A 19450-nucleotide genomic window follows, 5' to 3' on the forward strand; every position below is an offset into this window, starting at 1 on the left:
CCCCCCCCCCCCCCCCCCCCCCCCCCCCCGCGCCCCGCCCCCCCCCCCCTCCCGCCCTTCCTCCGCGGCCCGCGCGCCCGCAGAAGGCCATATGCCTCAGGCCTACTGCCTACTGCCTGCTGCCTACTGCCTACTGCCTACTGCCTACTGCCTGCTGCCTGCTGCCTACTCTCACAGCCATCCATTCTTGCGAAACCGCCAGTAGAGAAACGCGCAGATCAGCGCGATCGTGGCCAGCACCATTGGGTAGCCGTATTCCATCTTCAGTTCCGGCATATCGCTGAAATTCATGCCGTAGATGCCGGCGAGCGCCGTCGGCACCGCCAGGATGGCGGCCCAGGAGGCGAGCTTCTTGGTGTTCGCCGTTTCCTGACTCTGGCCGACCAGCAGACTGGCTTCGAAAGCGAATGCCAGCACCTCGCGCAGGCTGTCGATCTTTTCCTGGACGGTGCGGATGTGATCGGTGACGTCGCGAAACAACGGATGCATGGCCGTATGGATCTGCGGCAGTTCGGCACTGGTCAGCCGGCGGCAGACTTCCACCAGCGGCAGCGCCGCATTGCGCAGGCGCAAAAGATCGCGGCGCAGCATATAGAGCCGCTCGATGTCGGGCCCGGTCATCGGCTTCAACAGAATCTTGTCCTCGATCGCCTCGACCTCGTCCTCGATCTGCTCGAGCACCGGCATGTAATTGTCGACGATGAAATCGAGAATGGCGTAGAGGACGAAATCCTCGCCCTTGGCCAACGAATGCGGGCAGCTTTCCCAATGCTGACGAACGGCGGCGTAGGAGGTGGAAGGGCCGTGCCTGACGCTGACAATGTAGCCGCTGCCGACGAACAAATGGGTCTCGCCGAAGGTCACCCGGCCGTCGATCAGCTGCGCGGTGCGGGCGACGATGAACAGCGCATCGCCATATTGCTCGATCTTCGGCCGCTGGTGCGGGTGCTCGGCATCCTCGATTGCCAGCTCATGCAGGTGAAACTGCGCCTGGACGCGCAGCAAGAGATTGCGGTCGGGCTCGAGCAAGCCAATCCAGACGACATGACCGGATTTTTTCGCCCATTCGCCGGCTTCCTCGATGGGGATGTCGGCGATGCGACGCCCGGCTGTGTAGACGCCGCAAGCGATAATGCCGGATGCAGGCGCAGACGCCGGGGTCAGGTTCCGAACATTTTCCATCACGACCTCCCGAAGAAAATCCACGGACGAGGATAGAGGCAAAGCCTAGAAAGCTTAGCTTATTTCGGGTGACGGTTCGAGAGGCGACCGTTCACTTCACTGGCAGCGTCTCGGAAAGGCCGATCTTGTCGGTCTTGTCGCCCTTGGGCCGCTCAGCCGGCAACTGCTCGCCGGTGACGATGTAGTAGATGGTCTCGGCGATGTTGGTGGCGTGATCGCCGATACGCTCGATGTTCTTGGCGCAGAACAGCAGATGCGTGCAGGGCGTGATGTTGCGCGGATCTTCCATCATGTAGGTCAGCAATTCGCGAAACAGCGACGTGTACATGGCGTCGATCTGGTCGTCGCGGTCGCGCACGAAGCCGATTTTCTCCACCGAGCGGGATGCGTAGACGTCGAGCACTTCCTTGAGCTGGGTCAGCGCCAGATTGGCCAGGGCCTCGAGGCCGCGGAACAGGCTGGTCGGCTGGCGTCCGTCGGTGACGGCGACCACCCGCTTGGCAACGTTCTTGGCGAGGTCGCCAACCCGTTCGAGGTCGGCGGAGATGCGAATGGTCCCGACGATCTCGCGCAAATCCGTCGCCATCGGCTGACGCCTGGCAATGATGATGATCGCCTTATCGTCGATTTCGCGTTGCCCTTCATCCAGCACGGCATCGTCGTGGATGACCTTCTCAGCGAGGCTGGGATCGGCATTGACCAAAGCGGTGATAGCCTGCTCGACCATGCGCTCGGCATGGCCGCCCATCGCAGCGATGCGCTTCGACAGATATTTCAGCTCGTCGTCATAGGCGCTGACGATGTGCACGGACTGCATGGCAATATGCCTTCCCATGGGGTGTTTTGATTTTGAGTCGTTTCCTCGAATCCCCGCTGATACGCTAGCCGGATGACAGAAAAAAGAAACAGCCCCCCTAAACTAGGGCGATATTAGTGCGTCGGCAAATGAACCGAGAAGGCGGCGCCCTTGCCAACCTCCGACTTGATCGAAAGCCTGGCATTGTGGCGCGTCAGGATATGCTTGACGATCGACAGGCCAAGGCCGGTGCCCTTCTGGGTCCGGCTGGTCTCGACATCGACGCGATAGAAGCGCTCGGTGATGCGCGGAATGTGCTCCTCGGGAATGCCGGGGCCAAAGTCCCTGATGGTTACGTCGATGCCGGGCTCCGAGCCGGCATCGCTATGCGCGATCGACACCACGACGCGCCCGCCCGACTGCCCGTATTTGCACGCGTTTTCCAGGAGGTTCTCGAAAACCTGGAAAAGCTCGTCGCGATCTCCCGGCACATCGAGGGGCTCGTCGGCATAATCCCGCTCGATGGCAACGCTGTTTTCCCTGGCCAGCGGTCCGAGCGAATCGATGACGCTGTCGACCGTCTCGCGCAGATCGACCTCGGTTCCCGGCTTCAGATAAGGTTTCATCTCCAGCCGCGACAGCGACAACAAATCGTCGATCAGACGCGCCATGCGACCGGTCTGGCTCTGCATGATCTGCAGGAACTGATCGCGCGCCGCCGGGTCGTTGCGGGCCGGCCCGCGTAGCGTTTCGATGAAGCCGGCGATGGAGGCGAGCGGCGTGCGCAGTTCGTGGCTGGCATTGGCGATGAAGTCGGCGCGCATGCGGTCGATCCTGCGCGTTTCGCTCTGGTCCTTGAACACCAGCACATAGAGATCGGTGGCATGACCGACCGAGGATGCGCTCACCCGGTAAGCCCGTTCGACCGGCAGCTTCTCCGTATAGTCGACGACATCGGAGGCGACATCGCCCGACAGCACGCCGTCCAGCAGAGCCTGCATTTCCGGCGCCCGGAACTTCAACGACAGCGACATGCCCGGCGCGATCCCGCCAAAGGCGGCGAAAGCAGCGGCATTGGCATGCACGATGGTGGCGGTCCGGTCGAAGATGATCAGCGGATCGGCGACGGCAGCCGCCAGATATTCACCGGAGAGCCGCTGCAAGCCGATGGCCTCGATGGCAGCGCCGCTCTCGGTGGATTGGCGCGCGCCGGCGGCCGGCAGCATTGCTGCCGCAAGCAGTAGGAGCAGCGCCGGCAACAGGGCGTAGGCAGAAATACCCGCAAAGGCAAAGGCGATCAAAACAGCAACCACGCCAGCCGCAAGCAGCCAACGGCTGTTCCACAGCCGTATGGCCAGGGTTTGAGCCACACCTTTCTGCTCCAGGTCAGCCATTCGCTCGCGCGCCCCGCACCCTATGCATTCGCCGGTCGCGCGGCGGCGGAAACCGCTGGACCGCTCCGGAGGCTCCCAATAGCATGAGTCCGGAAGCTGGAAAGGGTTCGTCTCGATGAAAAAAGCCAAGGAAAGTCCCGCCGTGCCGACTTCGGGGCCGCTGAAGATCAGGATCGACGGCAAGGAGCGGGAGTTCGACATCGAGAACCCCGTGCTTCCCGACTGGGTCGAGGACAACAAGCTGACCGCCGGCGGCTATCCCTACGACAAGAAGATGAAAAGCGACGAGTATGACGCGACGCTCGAGAAGTTGCAGATCGAGCTGGTCAAGGCGCAGGCTTGGCTGCAGTCGACCGGCAAACGGGTGATGGCGCTGTTCGAAGGCCGCGATGCCGCCGGCAAGGGCGGCACGATCTTCGTGGTGCGCCAGTACCTCAACCCGCGCACGGCACGCAACGTAGCGCTGACAAAGCCGACCCCGACCGAGCTGGGGCAATGGTACTACCAGCGCTATGTCGACCATTTCCCGACATCGGGCGAGTTCGTCACCTTCGACCGATCCTGGTACAACCGCGCCGGCGTCGAGCCGGTGATGGGTTTCTGCACGCCGCAACAGCACGAGCATTTCCTCGACGAGACGCCGCATTTCGAGCGGATGATCTCCAACGAGGGCATCCACTTCTTCAAATTCTGGCTGAACATAGGCCGGGAAACCCAGCTCGAACGCTTTCACGATCGCCGCTACAGCCCGCTGAAGAGCTGGAAGTTTTCGCCGATCGACGTTGCCGGCATCACCAAGTGGGATGATTACACGGAGGTGCGCGACACCATGTTCGAGCACACCCACAAGGAGTTCGCGCCGTGGATCATCGTGCGGGCCAATGACAAGCGGCGCGCGCGGCTGGCGGTCATGCGGCGCATCCTGTCGTCGCTGCCCTATGATGGGCGCGATCTCGCCGTGATCGGCAAGGAGGACAAGAAGATCATCGGCGAAGGGCCGTCGTTTTTGAAAGAATAGGCTGGCCTGGGCAGACAGGACTGACGCATTTTGCGCCGCGCAGCCAAGGCCGCGCGGCGATGCTTTTCTCCTCGCGGCTCCTAAAGCGCGTCGCGTCGAAGCGGACTCATGCGCCGCGCTTTAGATCTTTGCTTCCATGCATGTCGTTGTCTCAAAACCGGGACCACTTTTGAGCGACATGCATTAAGCCGCCAGCCGGGCGATGCGCTGCAATCGCCGCAGGGTCGTGTCGTCCTGCAGCGCCTGCTGGAAAAGTGAAATTTCCTGGTCGATGCGGTCGCAGAGCGCCTGGGTGTTCCCCTTCAGCAGGCCGCGCGTGTGCAGCAGGGCGGCGACCGGCTTCTTGGCAAGCTGTCTCGCCCGGCCAAGAGCCGCTTCCTCGACGCCGCCGCCCGGCACGATCTCGGCGACGAGGCCGAGCGCCCTGGCGTCTTCGGCGCGAAGCGTGTCGCCGAGGCAGAAGAAGCGGAAAGCACCGGCGTATCCGAGCTTCTGCGGCGCCAGGATGCTGGTCGCCGCATCCGGAACCAGGCCGAAATCGACGAACGGCACCCGGAACGTGCTTTTGTCGGACGCGATCACCATGTCGCAATGGAACAGGATGGTGCAGCCGACGCCGACGGCATCGCCGTCGACGCAGGCAAGGATGGGCTTGGGAAATGTCGCCAGCGTGCGGAACAGGTCGGTGACGGCGGCGATCAGTTTCTGGTGCTTGGTGGCGTCGAGGAATTCGGAGAAGTCGCCGCCGAGACAGAAACAACCCGCCAGGCCGCGCAGCACGACGACGCGAACCTCCTCATTGTCGGCGGCTTCATGGAAGGTCTTTGCCAGGCTTTCATAGGCTCTCCTGTCCAGCACCGGCCGGCCGTCACTCGACGACACGGTGACCACCAGCGTGTGGTTGCGAAGTTCAGGTTGCGGGTGTGTGCTCATGACTGTCTCCGATCTCATGACGCACGCCTTTGCCCGAGCATGTCGGGGTATCCCCTGGCCAGCACTGGAGCAAAATGATTGCGGCGCGAACGCACCACATCGAGTGTGTGCTCGTTGAAGGTGAGCAGTGTGGCTACGACCTGCTGGTTGCCATAGGTGCGCTGATAGCCCAGCGGGGTCGCCAGGAAATGCAGTTGCAAGGCGCGCAGCACCCACATCGGCTCGAACTCGATGATCACCTTGTCGACGCCGTGCTTCAGCCCCCACTCGACGAAGCCGGCGATCAATTCGGTGCCAACGGTTGAAACGCCGCGGCGGCCATCGCGAAAACCGGGAGCCACCGCATAGCGGGTCAATTCCCAGATGGTTGGGCCCGATGGCGGCGTTCCTTCCGAAAGGTCGGTCAAGACCTCGGTCAGCAGATGTGGCCGCGTGGTCGGCAACATCCTTTGATAGCCTGCGACTTCGTCACCTCTGATGACAATCTGATGCACCGCCTCGTCATGATCGAACTGGTCGAGTTCGAGCCCGTCGGGACGCCGGAGATCATCCCACCCCATCTCCTCGACAAATATCTTGTAGCGCAGCCGATGGACGGCCTCCCAAAGGTCGGGACGTTCCATCAATTCCTGGGTTGTAAGGGAAAAAAGCATTCCGCCGTCTCCTGTGTTCAGAGGAAGATACGGCCGTGCTTGGATGAGAAAATTGCGTGATCGCGTAGGCAAGAACTTCTAGGTCGGCACGGCCGACCTAACTAATGTAGCCCCGCCGGATCGCTTCCGCGACGGCCTGCACCCGGTTGACGGCACCGAGTTTGCTTTTGGCGTTAAGAAGATGTTTCTCCGAGGTGTGTTCGGAGATGCCGAGGATTTGCGAAATCTCCCATTCCGACTTGCCGACGGCGGCCCATTGCAGGCATTCGCGCTCGCGCGGCGTCAGCACGATCTGGTCGATGGTCTTGCTCGCCATCGTATGGAGCTGCATGGCGCGACCGACGGCGTAGGTCGACACCAGCGACACCTGGCCGAACTCGGCAGCGGACAATTCCACCGCCTCGCCGCCAAGCGACACCATGACGATCTGGCCGTCGAGCGTGATCAGCGGGAAGGCCAGTCCATCACGCAGTTTGAAGACACCGGCATCGCCCATCACTTCGCCGCTGCTCTTGTCTATGCGGATGCTCTGCGACGCCTCGCGCCACTGGAAGGGCGCCTGCAACTGTTTCATATGGCTGACGACCGGGTCGTGATCGACATAGTTGCGCGCGACATAGCGCTCCAGCCACTCGCCAGGCCAATCGCAGAGAAGCACATGCTGCTTTTGCTGGCCGGCCGGCGTGCCAGGCTGCGGTACGGTTCCCGCCATCAGCGCGGTGAGACCGAAATCCGACGTTATGCCCAGCAGCCTTTCGCAGACCGCGGCCGCCGTTGCGGCGTGCTGCAGCTGGTCGATGAATTCCAGCGTACGATCGAACTGACTCATCGCAACATCAACCCCATGTTGCCTCATGCATTGCGGCCAATGATGCGTGCCTGATTTACACTTCGCCACCGACCACGGATTGCAAATCGCATACTTATTCTATGGCTCCGACCTCGATTCTCTCACCAAGGCGGCCAAAGCTGATTTGCAAACCGGCTAAATCATATCCTGAAATCGGCGTGTTGAAATCAAAAACCATTGTGCCTGTGTCACTTTCGTACCAAAACCGGTGCAAAGACGACTGTGGCGGAGTTTTATCTTGGCGTTCCAGTGGAGGTCCTTCGCCGTTGCGATGGTGATCGGATTGCTGTCGTCCACCTATGGCGCGGGCGCCGTGACGCCTCAGGTTCCGGTGCTGTGGGATGCCAAGGAGCGGCTGCCCAAGCCTGACCTCTCCGCGCTGCCCCGGCTGAGATTTCTGACCACCACGGACTTCCCACCCTTCAATTTCCTCGACGGCTCGGGAAAGCTGTCCGGCTTCCACATCGATCTGGCACGCGCCATTTGCGCCGAACTCGGCATCGTCGAAAAATGCCAGATCCAGGCACTGCCCTGGGCCGAACTGGAAGGCGCGCTGCGGAAAGGCGAAGGCGAGGCGATCATCGCTGGCATCGCCGCAACGCCGGAATCGCGCGCGACCTATGCCTTCTCGCGCTCCTACCTGCAGTTCCCGGCGCGCTTCATCATACCGAAGAGCAAAGCGCTGACCGAACCGATCTTTGCCAAATTGCGCGGCAAGCGTGTCGGCGTGGTCGCCGGCTCGGCGCACGAGCGCATGTTGCGCGACTATTTCAATACGGTTCAGATCATCCCCTTCGACAGACCGGAAGACCTCTATGCCGATCTCAAGGCCGGCAAGCTCGACGCGGCCTTCGGCGACGGCATGCGCCTGGCTTTCTGGCTGGGCGGCTCGGATGCAGCGGGCTGCTGCCGCTTTGCCGGCGGCCCCTATCTGGCGCCCGAATATCTGGGCTCGGGCATGGCCATCGCCACCCAGGCGGACAATCCGGCGCTGGCCGCCGCGCTCGACTACGCACTGCAGGAGATTTCGATGAAAGGCACGTTTGCCGAATTTTATTTGCGCTATTTCCCGGTCAGTTTTTTCTGATCCGGTTCCCGTCGGCCTTTTCCAGCGCGCTGCTGATATTCAGGTGAGCGTACGCAGCCGCGCCTTGGCCGCGCGGCCGATGGCGGCGACGGTCAGCGTGTCGAGATCAAGCTGACGCCGGATCAGCTGCAGCACCCGCACTTCTTCCATGCGCATTTCGAGATCGACGGCAGCCACCTCGAAGGCAGCGGCATAGGCGGTGTCGCGCAAGCGCTCGGGCAGGGCCTCGGCGACTTCAGCCAGAACGCCTTTCAGCCCATCCTTTTCGTGCAGGCGCTTCTGGCAAGCCTGGGCAACGTCGATCAGCCGGTCGTGGTTGAAATCCTCGAATACCGGCCACGAGCGGACGACGTCGCCGATCCTGGCCAGTTCGACATCGGTCATATCGCGATCGGAGGCCGAGGTGATGACCATCAGGTAGATCAGGGCTTCATGCGGCGTCGGCAATTTTTTCTCCTTGAACCGGGCTTCGAAGGTAGGAATGCACTATCCGCACCGCAAGGAAAAAGCGCCGCACGCGTTGACGCTCCGGCCACGCACGCCTAGAGACCGGTTGAAAAACCCTTGGCGCCGGCCCCGTCTTCGAAGGATTTGGGCCCGGCGAATGATTTGGAAACAGTGACATGGCGGGATCAAACATCATCGATCTCAATCCCGAGGTGCTGGCGGCCGCGGCTGAGAGCAAGGCGTGGCCGTTCGAGGAAGCCAAAAAGATAATCGAACGCTACAAAGGCGCCGACTTCCCCCAAACGATCCTGTTCGAGACCGGGTACGGACCGTCCGGCCTGCCGCATATCGGCACGTTCGGTGAGGTGGCGCGGACATCGATGGTGCGCCATGCCTTCCGCATCCTGACGCAGGACAAGGTTGCAACCAAGCTGCTGTGCTTTTCCGACGACATGGACGGCATGCGCAAGATACCCGACAGCGTGCCGGATCGCGCCGCACTCGAGCAGCACCTGCACAAGCCGCTGTCGTCGGTCCCCAATCCATTCGGCGGCGACTATGCGAGCTTTGCCGACCACAACAACGCGATGCTTTGCCGTTTCCTGGATACGTTCGGCTTCGACTACGAGTTCGCCAGCGCGACGCAATACTACAAGTCGGGCCGCTTCGACGCGATGCTGCTGCGCGCCGCCGAACGCTATGACCAGATCATGGCGGTGATGCTGCCGACGCTCGGCTCCGAGCGGCAGGCGACCTACAGCCCGTTCCTGCCGATTTCGCCGAAGAGCGGCCGCGTGCTTTACGTTCCGATGAAGCATGTCGACGCCAAGGCCGGCACCATCACCTTCGACGACGAAGGCACCGAAACCACGCTTTCGATCACCGGCGGCCGCGTGAAGCTGCAGTGGAAGCCGGATTTCGGCATGCGCTGGGCAGCGCTTGGCGTCGACTTCGAGATGTTCGGCAAGGACCACCAGACCAACGCGGTGGTCTATGACCGCATCTGCAACATTCTGGGTGGGCGCGCGCCGGAGCACTTCGTCTACGAACTGTTCCTGGATGAGAACGGCCAGAAGATCTCGAAGTCGAAGGGCAACGGGCTGACCATCGACGAGTGGCTGACCTATGCGCCGACCGAGAGCCTGGGTCTCTACATGTACCAACGGCCGCGGCAGGCCAAGAAGCTGTATTTCGACGTTATTCCGAGGGCGGTGGACGAGTATTACACCTTCCTCGCCGCGTATCCCCGGCAGGACTGGAAGGAACGGCTGGGCAACCCGGTCTGGCATATGCATGACGGCAACCCGCCCGCCATCGACATGCCGGTGCCGTTCTCGCTGCTGCTCAACCTGGTCAGCGCTTCCAACGCGCAGAACAAGGATGTGCTGTGGGGCTTCATCTCGCGCCATACGGTGGGGGTAACGCCGAAGACGCATCCCGAACTCGACCGGCTGGTCGGCCACGCGATCCGCTATTTCGACGATTTCGTGAAGCCGACGAAAACCTTCCGTCCGGCCGACGAAGTCGAGCGCGAGGCACTGCAAGCCCTCGATACGGCGCTTGGCGAACTGCCGGCGGACGCCAATGGCGAAGCGATCCAGAACGCATCGCTCAACGTCGCACGCAAGATCGAACGTTATCAGGACCATTCCAAGCAGAGCCCGGAAGGCGGCCCCGGCGTATCGGGCGCCTTCTTCCAGATGATCTATCAGGTGCTGATCGGCCAGGAGCGCGGTCCACGCTTCGGTTCGTTCGCCGCGCTCTATGGCGTTGCCGAGACGCGGGCGCTCATTGAGCGGGCGCTGGCTGGTCAGCTGGCTTGAGCACGCCGTCGACTTCTTCCAGGATCGAACTCGGCGCCTGAGGCGTCGGGCTTGGTGCGGCCGGCATTGCCGGCATGCCGGACAGATCAGGCGCCGATCCGAAAATGCCCTTCTTCGCCATGCGCGCCTTGTCGCCGGCATCGACATAGGGCCCGCCCTTGGCGGCGCGCGCCCAGCCGTTTTCGACCAGCCATTGGCCGACATCCTGCTTGCCGATCCGGCATTCGGCGGCGACCAGGTCGCGGCCGCCCTCCGGCGGCACGGTGCAGACCACCGCGCGGCCGCGCAGGAAGGCGCGGAACGCCGTCCGCGCCCGGACGCCGCATGGCCAGGATTTGCCGTCATCGCTACAGGTCTCGTCCTGCCTTACTATGTCGATGCCGGAAACCGCGACCGAGTAACCCTTCGCCTCGATCAGGCCGGCGGCCGGCGCGACCGGCTGGAACAGCTTTGTGCCGTTCCAGTCGTCAGGCATTTTCGGCTTGGGCGGCACGGCCAATGCGAGCTTGCTCAACGGCTCGCGCGGCTCGACCCGTTCAAGCCCGTCAGAGGGCAATTCCGGTGGCGCGACGATTTCGGGATCGATCGCCCTCGAATGCGGCGCCGGCTTTGGCGGCTGTGGAGCTGCTATGGCCGATGTGGCCGGCTCTTCGGGCACCGTGTCGGTGCCCTGCTGCGCGATCGTATCGGCGCCCGGATCGAGCTGGTCCACGGTGACCACGCTGTCACTTCCTTTCAGCGTGCGACCGCCGGCGACGACCATGGCCGCCATCACCGGGACCATCAGAACCGATAGGGCAATATGAAGGAGCCGCACCGGTCGGACCTACTGGCTTGCCCATACAATCCGCGCCACCCATTCGACATCGCGCATGGGAATATCGCGGTCGGGATGGTCGGGATTGAGCGAGACCAGCGCAATCGACTTGACGGTCTGGCGCTCGAGCACCTTGGCCATGACCTCGCCGGAGTTGGTCTTGACGACGACGCGATCGCCCTTGCGGGTGGTGGCGCCAGGTTCGACGATGAGGACATCGCCATTGCGGTAGAGCGGCAGCATGGAATCGCCCTGCACCTGCAGCGCATAGGAGCTCTCGGTGGCTTGCGCCGGCAGTTCGACCAGATCCCAGCCCTGCCCGACCGGAAAGCCGGCATCGTCGAAGAAGCCGCCGGCACCGGCCTGGGCAAAGCCGAGCAACGGCACCGTGCGTCTGCGGGCGACCGAAGCGCCATGACCGATCGAAGCACCATTGCTGATCCCGGGCCGGCCTTCGATCAGACCGGTGAATTCATCGAGCGAAGCGCCCGTCGCCTCGATGATCTTGGCCAGTGATTCGGTCGAAGGCCAGCGCGGCCGACCATCCGACGACAGACGCTTCGACTTGTTGAAGGCGGTGGAATCGAGCCCCGCGCGCTTGGCCAGACCCGAGGCCGAAAGCGAATAGCGCTCGGCAAGAGCATCGATGGCGGCCCAGACACGGTCATGCGAGAGCATTCTTGCTCTCCTTCAAACAGGAAAAAATACCTTTTCCGTTCTAACCCCGAGCCACCATCTTGTCTACAGTCCAAGGTTGGCTCACGCCGCCTTTCTCGTCTCGCCTTTCGCATAGGGATCGAAACGCTGATAGAAGTTCTCACCCTTCTCGGCCATATCGAGCAGCAGCTTGGGCGCCTTGAACTCGGCGCCGTACTTCTTCTGCAGGCTCTTGGCGATCTTGACGAACGCCTTGGCGCCGATGCCGTCGATATAGGACAGCGCACCGCCAGTGTAGGGCGCGAAACCGAAGGCCAGGATCGAGCCTACATCAGCCTCGCGCGGGTCGGTGACGATACCCTCTTCCATCACCCGGGCCGCTTCCAGCGCGATGGTGACCAGCAGCCGCTGCTGTAGCTCCTCATAATCGACCTTCTCGGGCGCAAGCTGCGGATAAAGCTCCTTGAGCCCCGGCCACAGCTTCTTCTTGGCCGGCTTGGCCGGATAGTCATAAAAACCCTTGCCGTTCTTGCGGCCGAAGCGGCCGTGATCGTCGACCATGGTGTTGATCAGCGCCATCTGCTTCGGATCGACCGCCTTGTCCCCGAGGTCCCTGATGGCCTGCTTCATGATCTTCTGGGCAAGGTCGATGGCTGTTTCGTCGGTCAGGGCCAAGGGTCCGACCGGCATGCCGGCGGCCTTCGCGGCATTCTCGATCATCGGCGCCGGAACACCTTCGATCAACATCTTGTACGCTTCCGACATGTAGCGCAGCACGCAGCGATTGACATAGAAGCCGCGCGTGTCGTTGACGACGATCGGCGTCTTCTTGATGGCACGGACGAAATCGATCGCAGTGGCCAGCGCCTTGTCGCCGGTCTTCTTGCCCAAAATGATCTCGACCAGCATCATCTTGTCGACAGGCGAGAAGAAGTGGATGCCGATGAAGTTCTTCGGCCGCGCCGAATTCTTGGCCAGCGCCGAGATCGGGATGGTGGAGGTGTTCGATGCGAAGATCGCCGATGGCTTCAACACGGCTTCCGCCTGTTCGGTGGCGCTCTTCTTGACGGCCGAATCCTCGAACACCGCCTCGACCACCAGATCGCAGCCGGCAAGGTCGGCATAGTCGGCCGTCGGCGTGATCAGCGACAGCAATTTGTCCTTGTCCTCCGGCTTGGCGCGGCCCTTCTTCACCTGATCCGAGATCAGGCCGTCGGAATGCGCCTTGCCCTTGGCGGCCGACTCCATGTCGCGGTCGAGCAGCACCACCGGGATGCCGGCCTTGGCGGTGACATAGGCGATGCCGGCGCCCATGAAGCCGGCGCCGAGAATGCCGATCTTCTTGAACTTGGTTTCGGGCACGCCGGCCGGGCGCCGCGCACCCTTGTTCAGTTCCTGCAGCGACACGAACAGCGAGCGGATCATCGCCGCCGCTTCCCTGGTCTGCATGATCTCGGTGAAATAGCGCTGCTCGATGCGCAAGGCAGTGTCGAACGGCACCAGCAGGCCTTCATAGACGCATTTGAGGATCGCGGCGGCGGCCGGATAGTTGCCATAGGTCTCGCGACGCAGGATGGCGATGGCCGGCGGCCACAGATTGAAGCCGGCGGGCGAATAGATCTGGCCACCGGGCAGCTTAAAGCCCTTCTCGTCCCACGGCTGAACCGCCTTCAGGCCATTCCTGATCATCGTCTTGGCGGCCTCGACCAGCCTGGCCGGCTCGGCGATCTCGTGGATCAGGCCCATCGACTTCGCCTTCTGCGACGACAGGGTCTGGCCCGAGGTCAGCATCTGCAGCGCCTGCTGCTGATCGGTCAGCCGCGGCACGCGCTGGGTGCCGCCGGCGCCGGGGAAGATGCCGATCTTCACCTCGGGAAGCGCCATCTTCACCTTGTCGCTGTCGGCGGCGACACGGCCGTGGCAGGCGAGCGACATCTCGAAGGCGCCGCCCATGCAGGTGCCGTTGATTGCCGAAACCCATGGCTTGCCTGATGTCTCCAGTTTGCGGAACAGGCCGGTCATCATACCGGCATTGTCGAACAGCGCCTTGGTGGCTTTTTCGGCGTCCTTGCCCTTTTCAGCAGCGAAGGTGATCAGCATCTTCTGCAGCAGGGTGATGTCGGCACCGCCGGAGAAGGTGTCTTTGCCGGAGGTGATCACGGCGCCCTTGATGGCGGCGTCACCTGCCACCTTGTCGACAATGGCGTTCAGTTCCCGCATCGCTTCCTCGGTGAACACGTTCATCGAACGGCCCGGCATGTCCCAGGTGACCAGCGCAATGCCGTCGGCGTCGATGTCGAGGGTGAAATTGGTGTAGCTCATCGTTTCTCTCCCCGTCAGACGCGTTCGATGATCGTTGCGGTGCCCATGCCGGCACCGATGCATAGCGTCACCAAGGCGGTGTTCAAATCACGACGCTCGAGTTCGTCCAGCACCGTGCCCAAGATCATCGCGCCGGTGGCACCGAGCGGATGGCCCATGGCGATGGCGCCGCCATTGACGTTGATCTTGTCATGCGGAATGTCGAAAGCCTGCATGTAGCGCAGCACCACGGAGGCGAATGCCTCGTTGAGCTCGAACAGGTCGATGTCGGAGAGCTTCATCTTGGCGCGCTTCAACAGCTTCTCGGTGACGTCGACCGGACCGGTCAGCATCAGCACCGGTTCCGAACCGATATTGGCGAAGGTGCGGATACGGGCGCGCGGCTTCAGCCCCATCGCCTTGCCGGCCTTCTTCGAACCGAGCAGCACGGCTGCGGCGCCGTCGACAATTCCGGACGAATTGCCGGCGTGGTGGACGTGGTTGACCTCTTCGACCTCGGGATGCTTCTGCACGGCAACGGCATCGAAGCCGCCCATTTCGCCAGGCATGACGAAGGACGGGTTGAGCGAGGCCAGCGACTGCATGTCGGTCGACGGTCGCATGTGCTCGTCATGGTCGAGGATGGTCAGGCCGTTCTGGTCCTTGATCGGAATGACGGATTTCTTGAAACGGCCGTCGGCCCAGGATTTAGCGGCACGCTTCTGGCTCTCGACCGCATAGGCGTCGACGTCGTCTCTGCTGAAGCCGTATTTGGTGGCGATCAGGTCGGCCGAGATGCCTTGCGGCACGAACCAGCCGGGCAGGCCGACCGAGGGATCCATGAACCAGGCGCCGCCGGAGGCGCCCATGCCGACGCGCGACATCGATTCGACGCCACCGGCGATGACGATCTCGTCTGCGCCTTGCGCGATCTTGGCGGCGCCGAAATTGATGGCGTCCAGCCCCGAAGCGCAGAAGCGCGAGATCTGCATGCCAGGCGCCTTGGTGTCGTACCCGGCCTCGAAGGCGGCGGCGCGAGGAATGACGGAGCCCGCCTCGCCGACAGGATCGACGCAGCCGAAGATGATGTCGTCGACAGTGCCGGTGTCCAGCCCATTGCGATCGCGCAACGCTTCGAGCGTCTTGGCGGCAAGCCGCACCGCAGGCACCTCATGCAGCGATCCGTCCTTCTTGCCCTTGCCACGCGGCGTGCGCACGGCGTCATAGACATAAGCTTCGGCCATCGTTTTGCTCCTTGGGTTTATCGAACGGCTTTAGACTGATGCATGTCGATTTCCCAAAACCGGGACCACTTTTGAGCGACATGCATTAGAGCGAGCGTCCGATCAGCAATTTCATGATCTCGTTGGTGCCGCCATAGATGCGCTGGACGCGGGCGTCGCGGAACATGCGGGCGATCGGATATTCATTCATGTAGCCATAGCCCCCATGCAATTGAAGGCATTCGTCGACGACTTTTCCCTGCAGGTCGCTGAGCCAGTATTTGGCCATCGATGCGGTCACAGGATCGAGGCCGCCGGCGATGTGGCGGGTGACGCAATCATTGTAGAAGACGCGACCGATGGTGGCCTCGGTCTTGAGTTCGGCCAGCTTGAACTGGGTGTTCTGGAAATCGATGATCGCTTTGCCGAACGCCTTGCGCTCCTTGACGTAGTCGAAAGTCAGCGCCAGCGCCCGCTCGATCATGGCGATCGCCCCGGTGCCGATCTGCAACCGCTCCTGCGGCAATTGCTGCATCAGTTGGATGAAGCCCTGCCCTTCCTCATGGCCGAGCAGGTTGGAGGTCGGCACGCGCATATCGTTGAAGAACAGTTCCGACGTGTCGTTGGCCTTCAAGCCGATCTTGTCGAGGTTGCGGCCTCGCTCGAACCCTTCGACCTCATCGGTCTCGACGACGATCAGCGAGGTGCCCTTGGCGCCCTTCTCCGGATCGGTCTTGGTGACGACGATGATGAAGTTTGCAAGCTGGCCGTTGGTGATGAAGGTCTTGGAACCATTGATCTTGTACTGGTTGCCATCCTTCTGCGCCCGCGTCTTGACGCCTTGCAGGTCGGAGCCGGCGCCGGGCTCGGTCATGGCGATGGCGCCGATCAGCTCGCCTGTTGCCAGCTTCGGCAGCCATTTCTTCTTCTGCTCTTCGGAGCCGTAATGGAGAATGTAGGGGGCGACGATCGAATTGTGCAGGCCGATGCCGAAACCATCGACGCCGACATGGCCGATGGCCTCGATGATGGCGCTCTCATGCGCGAAGGTACCGCCCGAGCCGCCATATTCCTCGGGCATCGAAGCGCAGAGCAGACCGGCCGCACCGGCCTTCAGCCAGCTTTCGCGATCGACCATCTCGTTCTTCTCGAACTCGTCGTAACGCGGCGCGATCTCCTCCGACATGAAGCGGTGCGCCATGTCGTAGAGCATGCCGACCTCGTCCGCCGCCCAGGCGGGTTTGGGAAGGCCAAGGATTTCGGCTGGGTTGGTCATGCTGGTATGATACTCCTCCCAGAGAGTTGAAGTCGGTGCGCTTCACGCAGGACCCCACCCGGCCCTTCGGGCCACCCTCCCCTCAAGGGGGAGGGGAACTATCTTTAGAACGCTTCCGCCGGCAGTGCCATCAATGTGTCGGCGCCGCTCGAAATGCGGGCGAGATGAGCTGATGTCTCCGGCATGATCCGCTCCATGAAGAAGCGCCCCGTCACAACCTTGTTGTCGTAGAAGGCCACCTTGTTTTCATAAGAGGATTGAGTGCCATTGGCGCCCGTCTTGCCAAGTGCCGCCTTGGCCATCTGCGCCCACATGTAGCCGAGCGCCACGAGGCCGAAGAGATGCATGTAGTCGGTCGAGGCGGCGCCCGCATTGTCGGGCTTGGCCATGCCGTTCTGCACCAGCCACATGGTCGCCGCCTGCAGATCGTTGAGGCCCTTCTTCAAGGCCTTGGTGAACGGCGCCATCTTCTCGTCGGAGCGGTTCTCCTCGCAGAATTCGCCAACCTCCTTGAAGAAGGCTTGCACGGCGCGGCCGCCATTCAAACCGAGCTTGCGGCCGACCAGGTCGAGCGCCTGGATGCCGTTGGCGCCTTCATAGATCATGGCGATGCGGGCATCGCGCACGAACTGGCTCATGCCATGCTCTTCGATATAGCCGTGACCGCCGAACACCTGCTGCGCCATGACGGCGTGGTCGAAGCCCTTGTCGGTGAGTACGCCCTTGACGACCGGCGTCATCAGGCCGGTGTAGTCGTCGGCGGCCTGACGGTCCTTGTCGTCACCCGAGCGGTGAGCAACATCGGACTTGATCGCCGTCCACAGCGCCAGCGCGCGGCCGGCCTCGTTGAAGGCTTTCATGGTCATCAGGCTGCGGCGGATGTCCGGATGGACTATGATCGGGTCGGCCTTCTTGTCCGGCGCCTTCGGTCCCGACAATGAGCGGCCCTGCAGGCGGTCCTTGGCGTAGGCAACGGCGTTCTGGTAGGCGATCTCCGACAGCGACAGCCCTTGCAGACCGACGCCGAGGCGCGCCTCGTTCATCATCGTGAACATCGCCTTCAGGCCGCCATTGGCCTCGCCGAGCAGCGTGCCTTGCGCCTCGTCATAGTTCATAACGCAGGTCGAATTGCCATGGATTCCCATCTTCTCCTCGATCGAGCCGCAGGAGACGGTGTTCCTGGCGCCCGGATTGCCCGATGCGTCGAGCATGAGCTTCGGCACGATGAACAGCGAGATGCCCTTGACGCCTTCCGGCGCGCCCTCGATGCGGGCCAGCACCAGATGAACGATGTTGTCCGACATGTCGTGTTCGCCGGCCGAGATGAAGATCTTCTGGCCCGATATCTTGTAGGTGCCATCGCCATTCGGCACCGCCTTGGTGCGCAGCAGGCCGAGATCGGTGCCGCAATGCGGCTCGGTCAGGTTCATGGTGCCGGTCCAGGCGCCTTCGATCATCCTGGGCAGCCACCGGGCCTTCTGCTCGTCGGTGCCGTGGGTGATGATTGCCGCGATCGCACCTTGCGTCAGGCCCGGATACATCATCAGCGACATGTTGGCCGACACCATGAATTCGGCGACGGCGGTGTGCACGGCATAGGGCAAGCCCTGGCCACCGAACTCGACGGGTGCGGCCAATCCCATCCAGCCGCCCTCGCGATACTGGTCGAAGGCCTCCTTGAAGCCCTTGGGCGTCGTCACCGAGCCATCGTCATGACGAACGCAGCCTTCCGTGTCGCCGACACGGTTCAGCGGGTGCATGACATTTTCGGCGAGCTTGGCGCCTTCGATGAGGATCGCTTCGAGCACATCGGGCGTGGCGTCGGAAAATCCGGGAAGGTTCGAATAGCGCTGATAACCCAGCACCTCATTGAGCACGAACAGCGTATCCTGGACCGGAGCCCTGTATGTCGGCATGCTTTTTCTCCACCCTGCAAACCCGGTCCGAACGCGCCGAAGATAAGCCAGGGGCGGCATGCGGACCCATGTTGGAAGCGGGATAGCAAAAATTGACGTTTGCGTAAACGTCAATTTTTTCGATGCGACAAGATTTCCCGCCCATTGCGGCAATGAGCGTAGCCGCGCGGCAGAGCGCAAGCCAGCGTCGAAAGCTGTAGGGGCGAGGCCAAGACAACGAAAAGCCGTGCGGCTGGACCACACGGCTTTGATAGTCAGACAATCAGCAGATGACTTGGAGCTCGACGCAATTCCCAAGAGAAAGCGCTATGCGCCTTTTTCCCGGGAAAACCGTTTCACACTTTTCCTGGAATTGCTTTGGAGAGTTTGACGCAATTCCGAACAGAAAACCGTTTCACACTTTTCCTGGAATTGCTTAGTTCGCGGCGCTCGCTTGCGGCGCCGAACGCTCGGCCAGCATCTGGCGCACCGCCGACATCGAGCCGCTAAGCTCGTTGATGGCGTCATCGATCAGCGCCCGCTGCTTCTGCAGGCGGGCAAGCTGCTTTTCCGACTTGTCCAACGCCAGCCGCAGCTGCTTGGTGTTTGAACCGGTCGGATCGTAGAGGTCCATCATCTGTTTGACGTCGCGCAGCGAGAACCCGACCTTGCGGCCAAGCAGGATCAGCTTCAGCCGGGCCTTGTCGCGGCGCGTGTAGAGACGGGTCGAACCGTCACGCTGCGGGTTGAGCAGGCCCTTGTCTTCGTAGAAACGCAGCGTGCGCAGCGTCACTCCGTATTTTTTCGCCATCTCACCGATGCGGACAAGATCCTCGCCGGCTTCGACAGACATATTGGTATTGGCCGCGGTCTCGCCGGCCGAGATAAGCTTCATGGTCACTGGCTTTCCCCGTCTGGTGGCGTCGCGGTCCTGGACCGTGCGTCGCCTGACTGGAAGCGGGGGCCTGCTTCCAGTCGTGGTTTCAACAAACAAATCGCAAAACAGCACGCTCGACGCGCCTTTTACGTTTACGTCAATTCTATACCGATTGCCGCCTCATGACGCAAGGGCGTTCTGCGCGCCGAACTTTATGCCGC

General features: G+C 62.1%; 17 protein-coding genes. 3 read left to right on the forward strand and 14 right to left on the reverse strand.

The annotated features are described in order from the left end of the window. Nucleotides 1-171 precede the first annotated feature (171 nt). The 3 genes from NKJ06_RS22240 to NKJ06_RS22250 all read right to left on the reverse strand — a co-directional run bounded on the left by NKJ06_RS22240 (nucleotide 172) and on the right by NKJ06_RS22250 (nucleotide 3372). A complete protein-coding gene (locus tag NKJ06_RS22240) occupies nucleotides 172-1182 on the reverse strand; it encodes a magnesium and cobalt transport protein CorA (protein ID WP_352630131.1) in 1011 nt (336 codons plus the stop codon). A 91-nt stretch (nucleotides 1183-1273) separates the two neighbouring features. Then, a complete protein-coding gene (gene phoU / locus NKJ06_RS22245) occupies nucleotides 1274-1999 on the reverse strand; it encodes a phosphate signaling complex protein PhoU (protein WP_352630133.1) in 726 nt (241 codons plus the stop codon). A 113-nt stretch (nucleotides 2000-2112) separates the two neighbouring features. Continuing rightward, a complete protein-coding gene (locus NKJ06_RS22250; protein WP_352630135.1) occupies nucleotides 2113-3372 on the reverse strand; it encodes an ATP-binding protein in 1260 nt (419 codons plus the stop codon). 115 nt (nucleotides 3373-3487) lie between these two features. Between NKJ06_RS22250 and ppk2 the strand changes: the two genes are divergently transcribed. Then, a complete protein-coding gene (gene ppk2, locus NKJ06_RS22255; protein WP_352810608.1) occupies nucleotides 3488-4390 on the forward strand; it encodes a polyphosphate kinase 2 in 903 nt (300 codons plus the stop codon). 183 nt (nucleotides 4391-4573) lie between these two features. Here the strand turns inward: ppk2 and NKJ06_RS22260 are convergent, their stop codons facing one another. The 3 genes from NKJ06_RS22260 to NKJ06_RS22270 all read right to left on the reverse strand — a co-directional run bounded on the left by NKJ06_RS22260 (nucleotide 4574) and on the right by NKJ06_RS22270 (nucleotide 6805). Beyond that, nucleotides 4574-5323 carry an enoyl-CoA hydratase-related protein gene (locus NKJ06_RS22260; RefSeq protein ID WP_352810610.1) on the reverse strand — a complete coding sequence of 250 codons (750 nt, stop codon included), beginning with the start codon at nucleotides 5321-5323 and terminating at the stop codon, nucleotides 4574-4576. A gap of 14 nt (nucleotides 5324-5337) precedes the next feature. Continuing rightward, nucleotides 5338-5976 (reverse strand): acyl-homoserine-lactone synthase, encoded by a 639-nt coding sequence (locus NKJ06_RS22265; protein WP_352810612.1) that lies wholly within the window; start codon nucleotides 5974-5976, stop codon nucleotides 5338-5340. Nucleotides 5977-6073: 97 nt separating this feature from the next. Then, the gene (locus NKJ06_RS22270) at nucleotides 6074-6805 is read right to left on the reverse strand and encodes a helix-turn-helix transcriptional regulator (protein ID WP_352630142.1); all 732 of its coding nucleotides are present in this window, start codon (nucleotides 6803-6805) and stop codon (nucleotides 6074-6076) included. A 259-nt stretch (nucleotides 6806-7064) separates the two neighbouring features. On the opposite strand from NKJ06_RS22270, the gene NKJ06_RS22275 reads away from it, so the two are divergent. Further along, on the forward strand, nucleotides 7065-7913 hold the full coding sequence (locus tag NKJ06_RS22275) for an ABC transporter substrate-binding protein (protein WP_352810614.1): 849 nt from the start codon (nucleotides 7065-7067) through the stop codon (nucleotides 7911-7913). A gap of 39 nt (nucleotides 7914-7952) precedes the next feature. Here the strand turns inward: NKJ06_RS22275 and NKJ06_RS22280 are convergent, their stop codons facing one another. Then, nucleotides 7953-8360 (reverse strand): tellurite resistance TerB family protein, encoded by a 408-nt coding sequence (locus tag NKJ06_RS22280; protein ID WP_352810616.1) that lies wholly within the window; start codon nucleotides 8358-8360, stop codon nucleotides 7953-7955. Between the two features lie 176 nt (nucleotides 8361-8536). On the opposite strand from NKJ06_RS22280, the gene NKJ06_RS22285 reads away from it, so the two are divergent. Continuing rightward, nucleotides 8537-10183: a lysine--tRNA ligase gene (locus tag NKJ06_RS22285; RefSeq protein ID WP_352810618.1), complete on the forward strand. Its 1647-nt coding sequence runs from the start codon at nucleotides 8537-8539 to the stop codon at nucleotides 10181-10183. Here the strand turns inward: NKJ06_RS22285 and NKJ06_RS22290 are convergent. From NKJ06_RS22290 to NKJ06_RS22320, 7 genes are all read right to left on the reverse strand, one after another. Beyond that, nucleotides 10149-11000: a thermonuclease family protein gene (locus NKJ06_RS22290; protein ID WP_352810620.1), complete on the reverse strand. Its 852-nt coding sequence runs from the start codon at nucleotides 10998-11000 to the stop codon at nucleotides 10149-10151. The two genes, NKJ06_RS22285 and NKJ06_RS22290, sit on opposite strands and share 35 nt — an antisense overlap. Nucleotides 11001-11009: 9 nt before the next feature. Further along, the gene (locus tag NKJ06_RS22295) at nucleotides 11010-11678 is read right to left on the reverse strand and encodes a S24 family peptidase (RefSeq protein ID WP_352660819.1); all 669 of its coding nucleotides are present in this window, start codon (nucleotides 11676-11678) and stop codon (nucleotides 11010-11012) included. Nucleotides 11679-11759: 81 nt separating this feature from the next. Continuing rightward, nucleotides 11760-13979: a 3-hydroxyacyl-CoA dehydrogenase NAD-binding domain-containing protein gene (locus tag NKJ06_RS22300; RefSeq protein WP_352810622.1), complete on the reverse strand. Its 2220-nt coding sequence runs from the start codon at nucleotides 13977-13979 to the stop codon at nucleotides 11760-11762. A 14-nt stretch (nucleotides 13980-13993) separates the two neighbouring features. Further along, on the reverse strand, nucleotides 13994-15202 hold the full coding sequence (locus NKJ06_RS22305) for an acetyl-CoA C-acetyltransferase (protein WP_352660825.1): 1209 nt from the start codon (nucleotides 15200-15202) through the stop codon (nucleotides 13994-13996). An 85-nt stretch (nucleotides 15203-15287) separates the two neighbouring features. Then, nucleotides 15288-16457 (reverse strand): acyl-CoA dehydrogenase family protein, encoded by a 1170-nt coding sequence (locus NKJ06_RS22310; protein WP_352810624.1) that lies wholly within the window; start codon nucleotides 16455-16457, stop codon nucleotides 15288-15290. A 104-nt stretch (nucleotides 16458-16561) separates the two neighbouring features. After that, nucleotides 16562-18373, reverse strand: a complete 1812-nt coding sequence (locus tag NKJ06_RS22315; RefSeq protein WP_352810626.1) for an acyl-CoA dehydrogenase — start codon at nucleotides 18371-18373, stop codon at nucleotides 16562-16564. Nucleotides 18374-18788: 415 nt separating this feature from the next. Continuing rightward, on the reverse strand, nucleotides 18789-19247 hold the full coding sequence (locus NKJ06_RS22320) for a MerR family transcriptional regulator (RefSeq protein WP_352630205.1): 459 nt from the start codon (nucleotides 19245-19247) through the stop codon (nucleotides 18789-18791). Nucleotides 19248-19450 lie beyond the last annotated feature (203 nt).

It is taken from the genome of Mesorhizobium sp. M0293 (assembly GCF_040321735.1).
GTDB lineage: Bacteria > Pseudomonadota > Alphaproteobacteria > Rhizobiales > Rhizobiaceae > Mesorhizobium.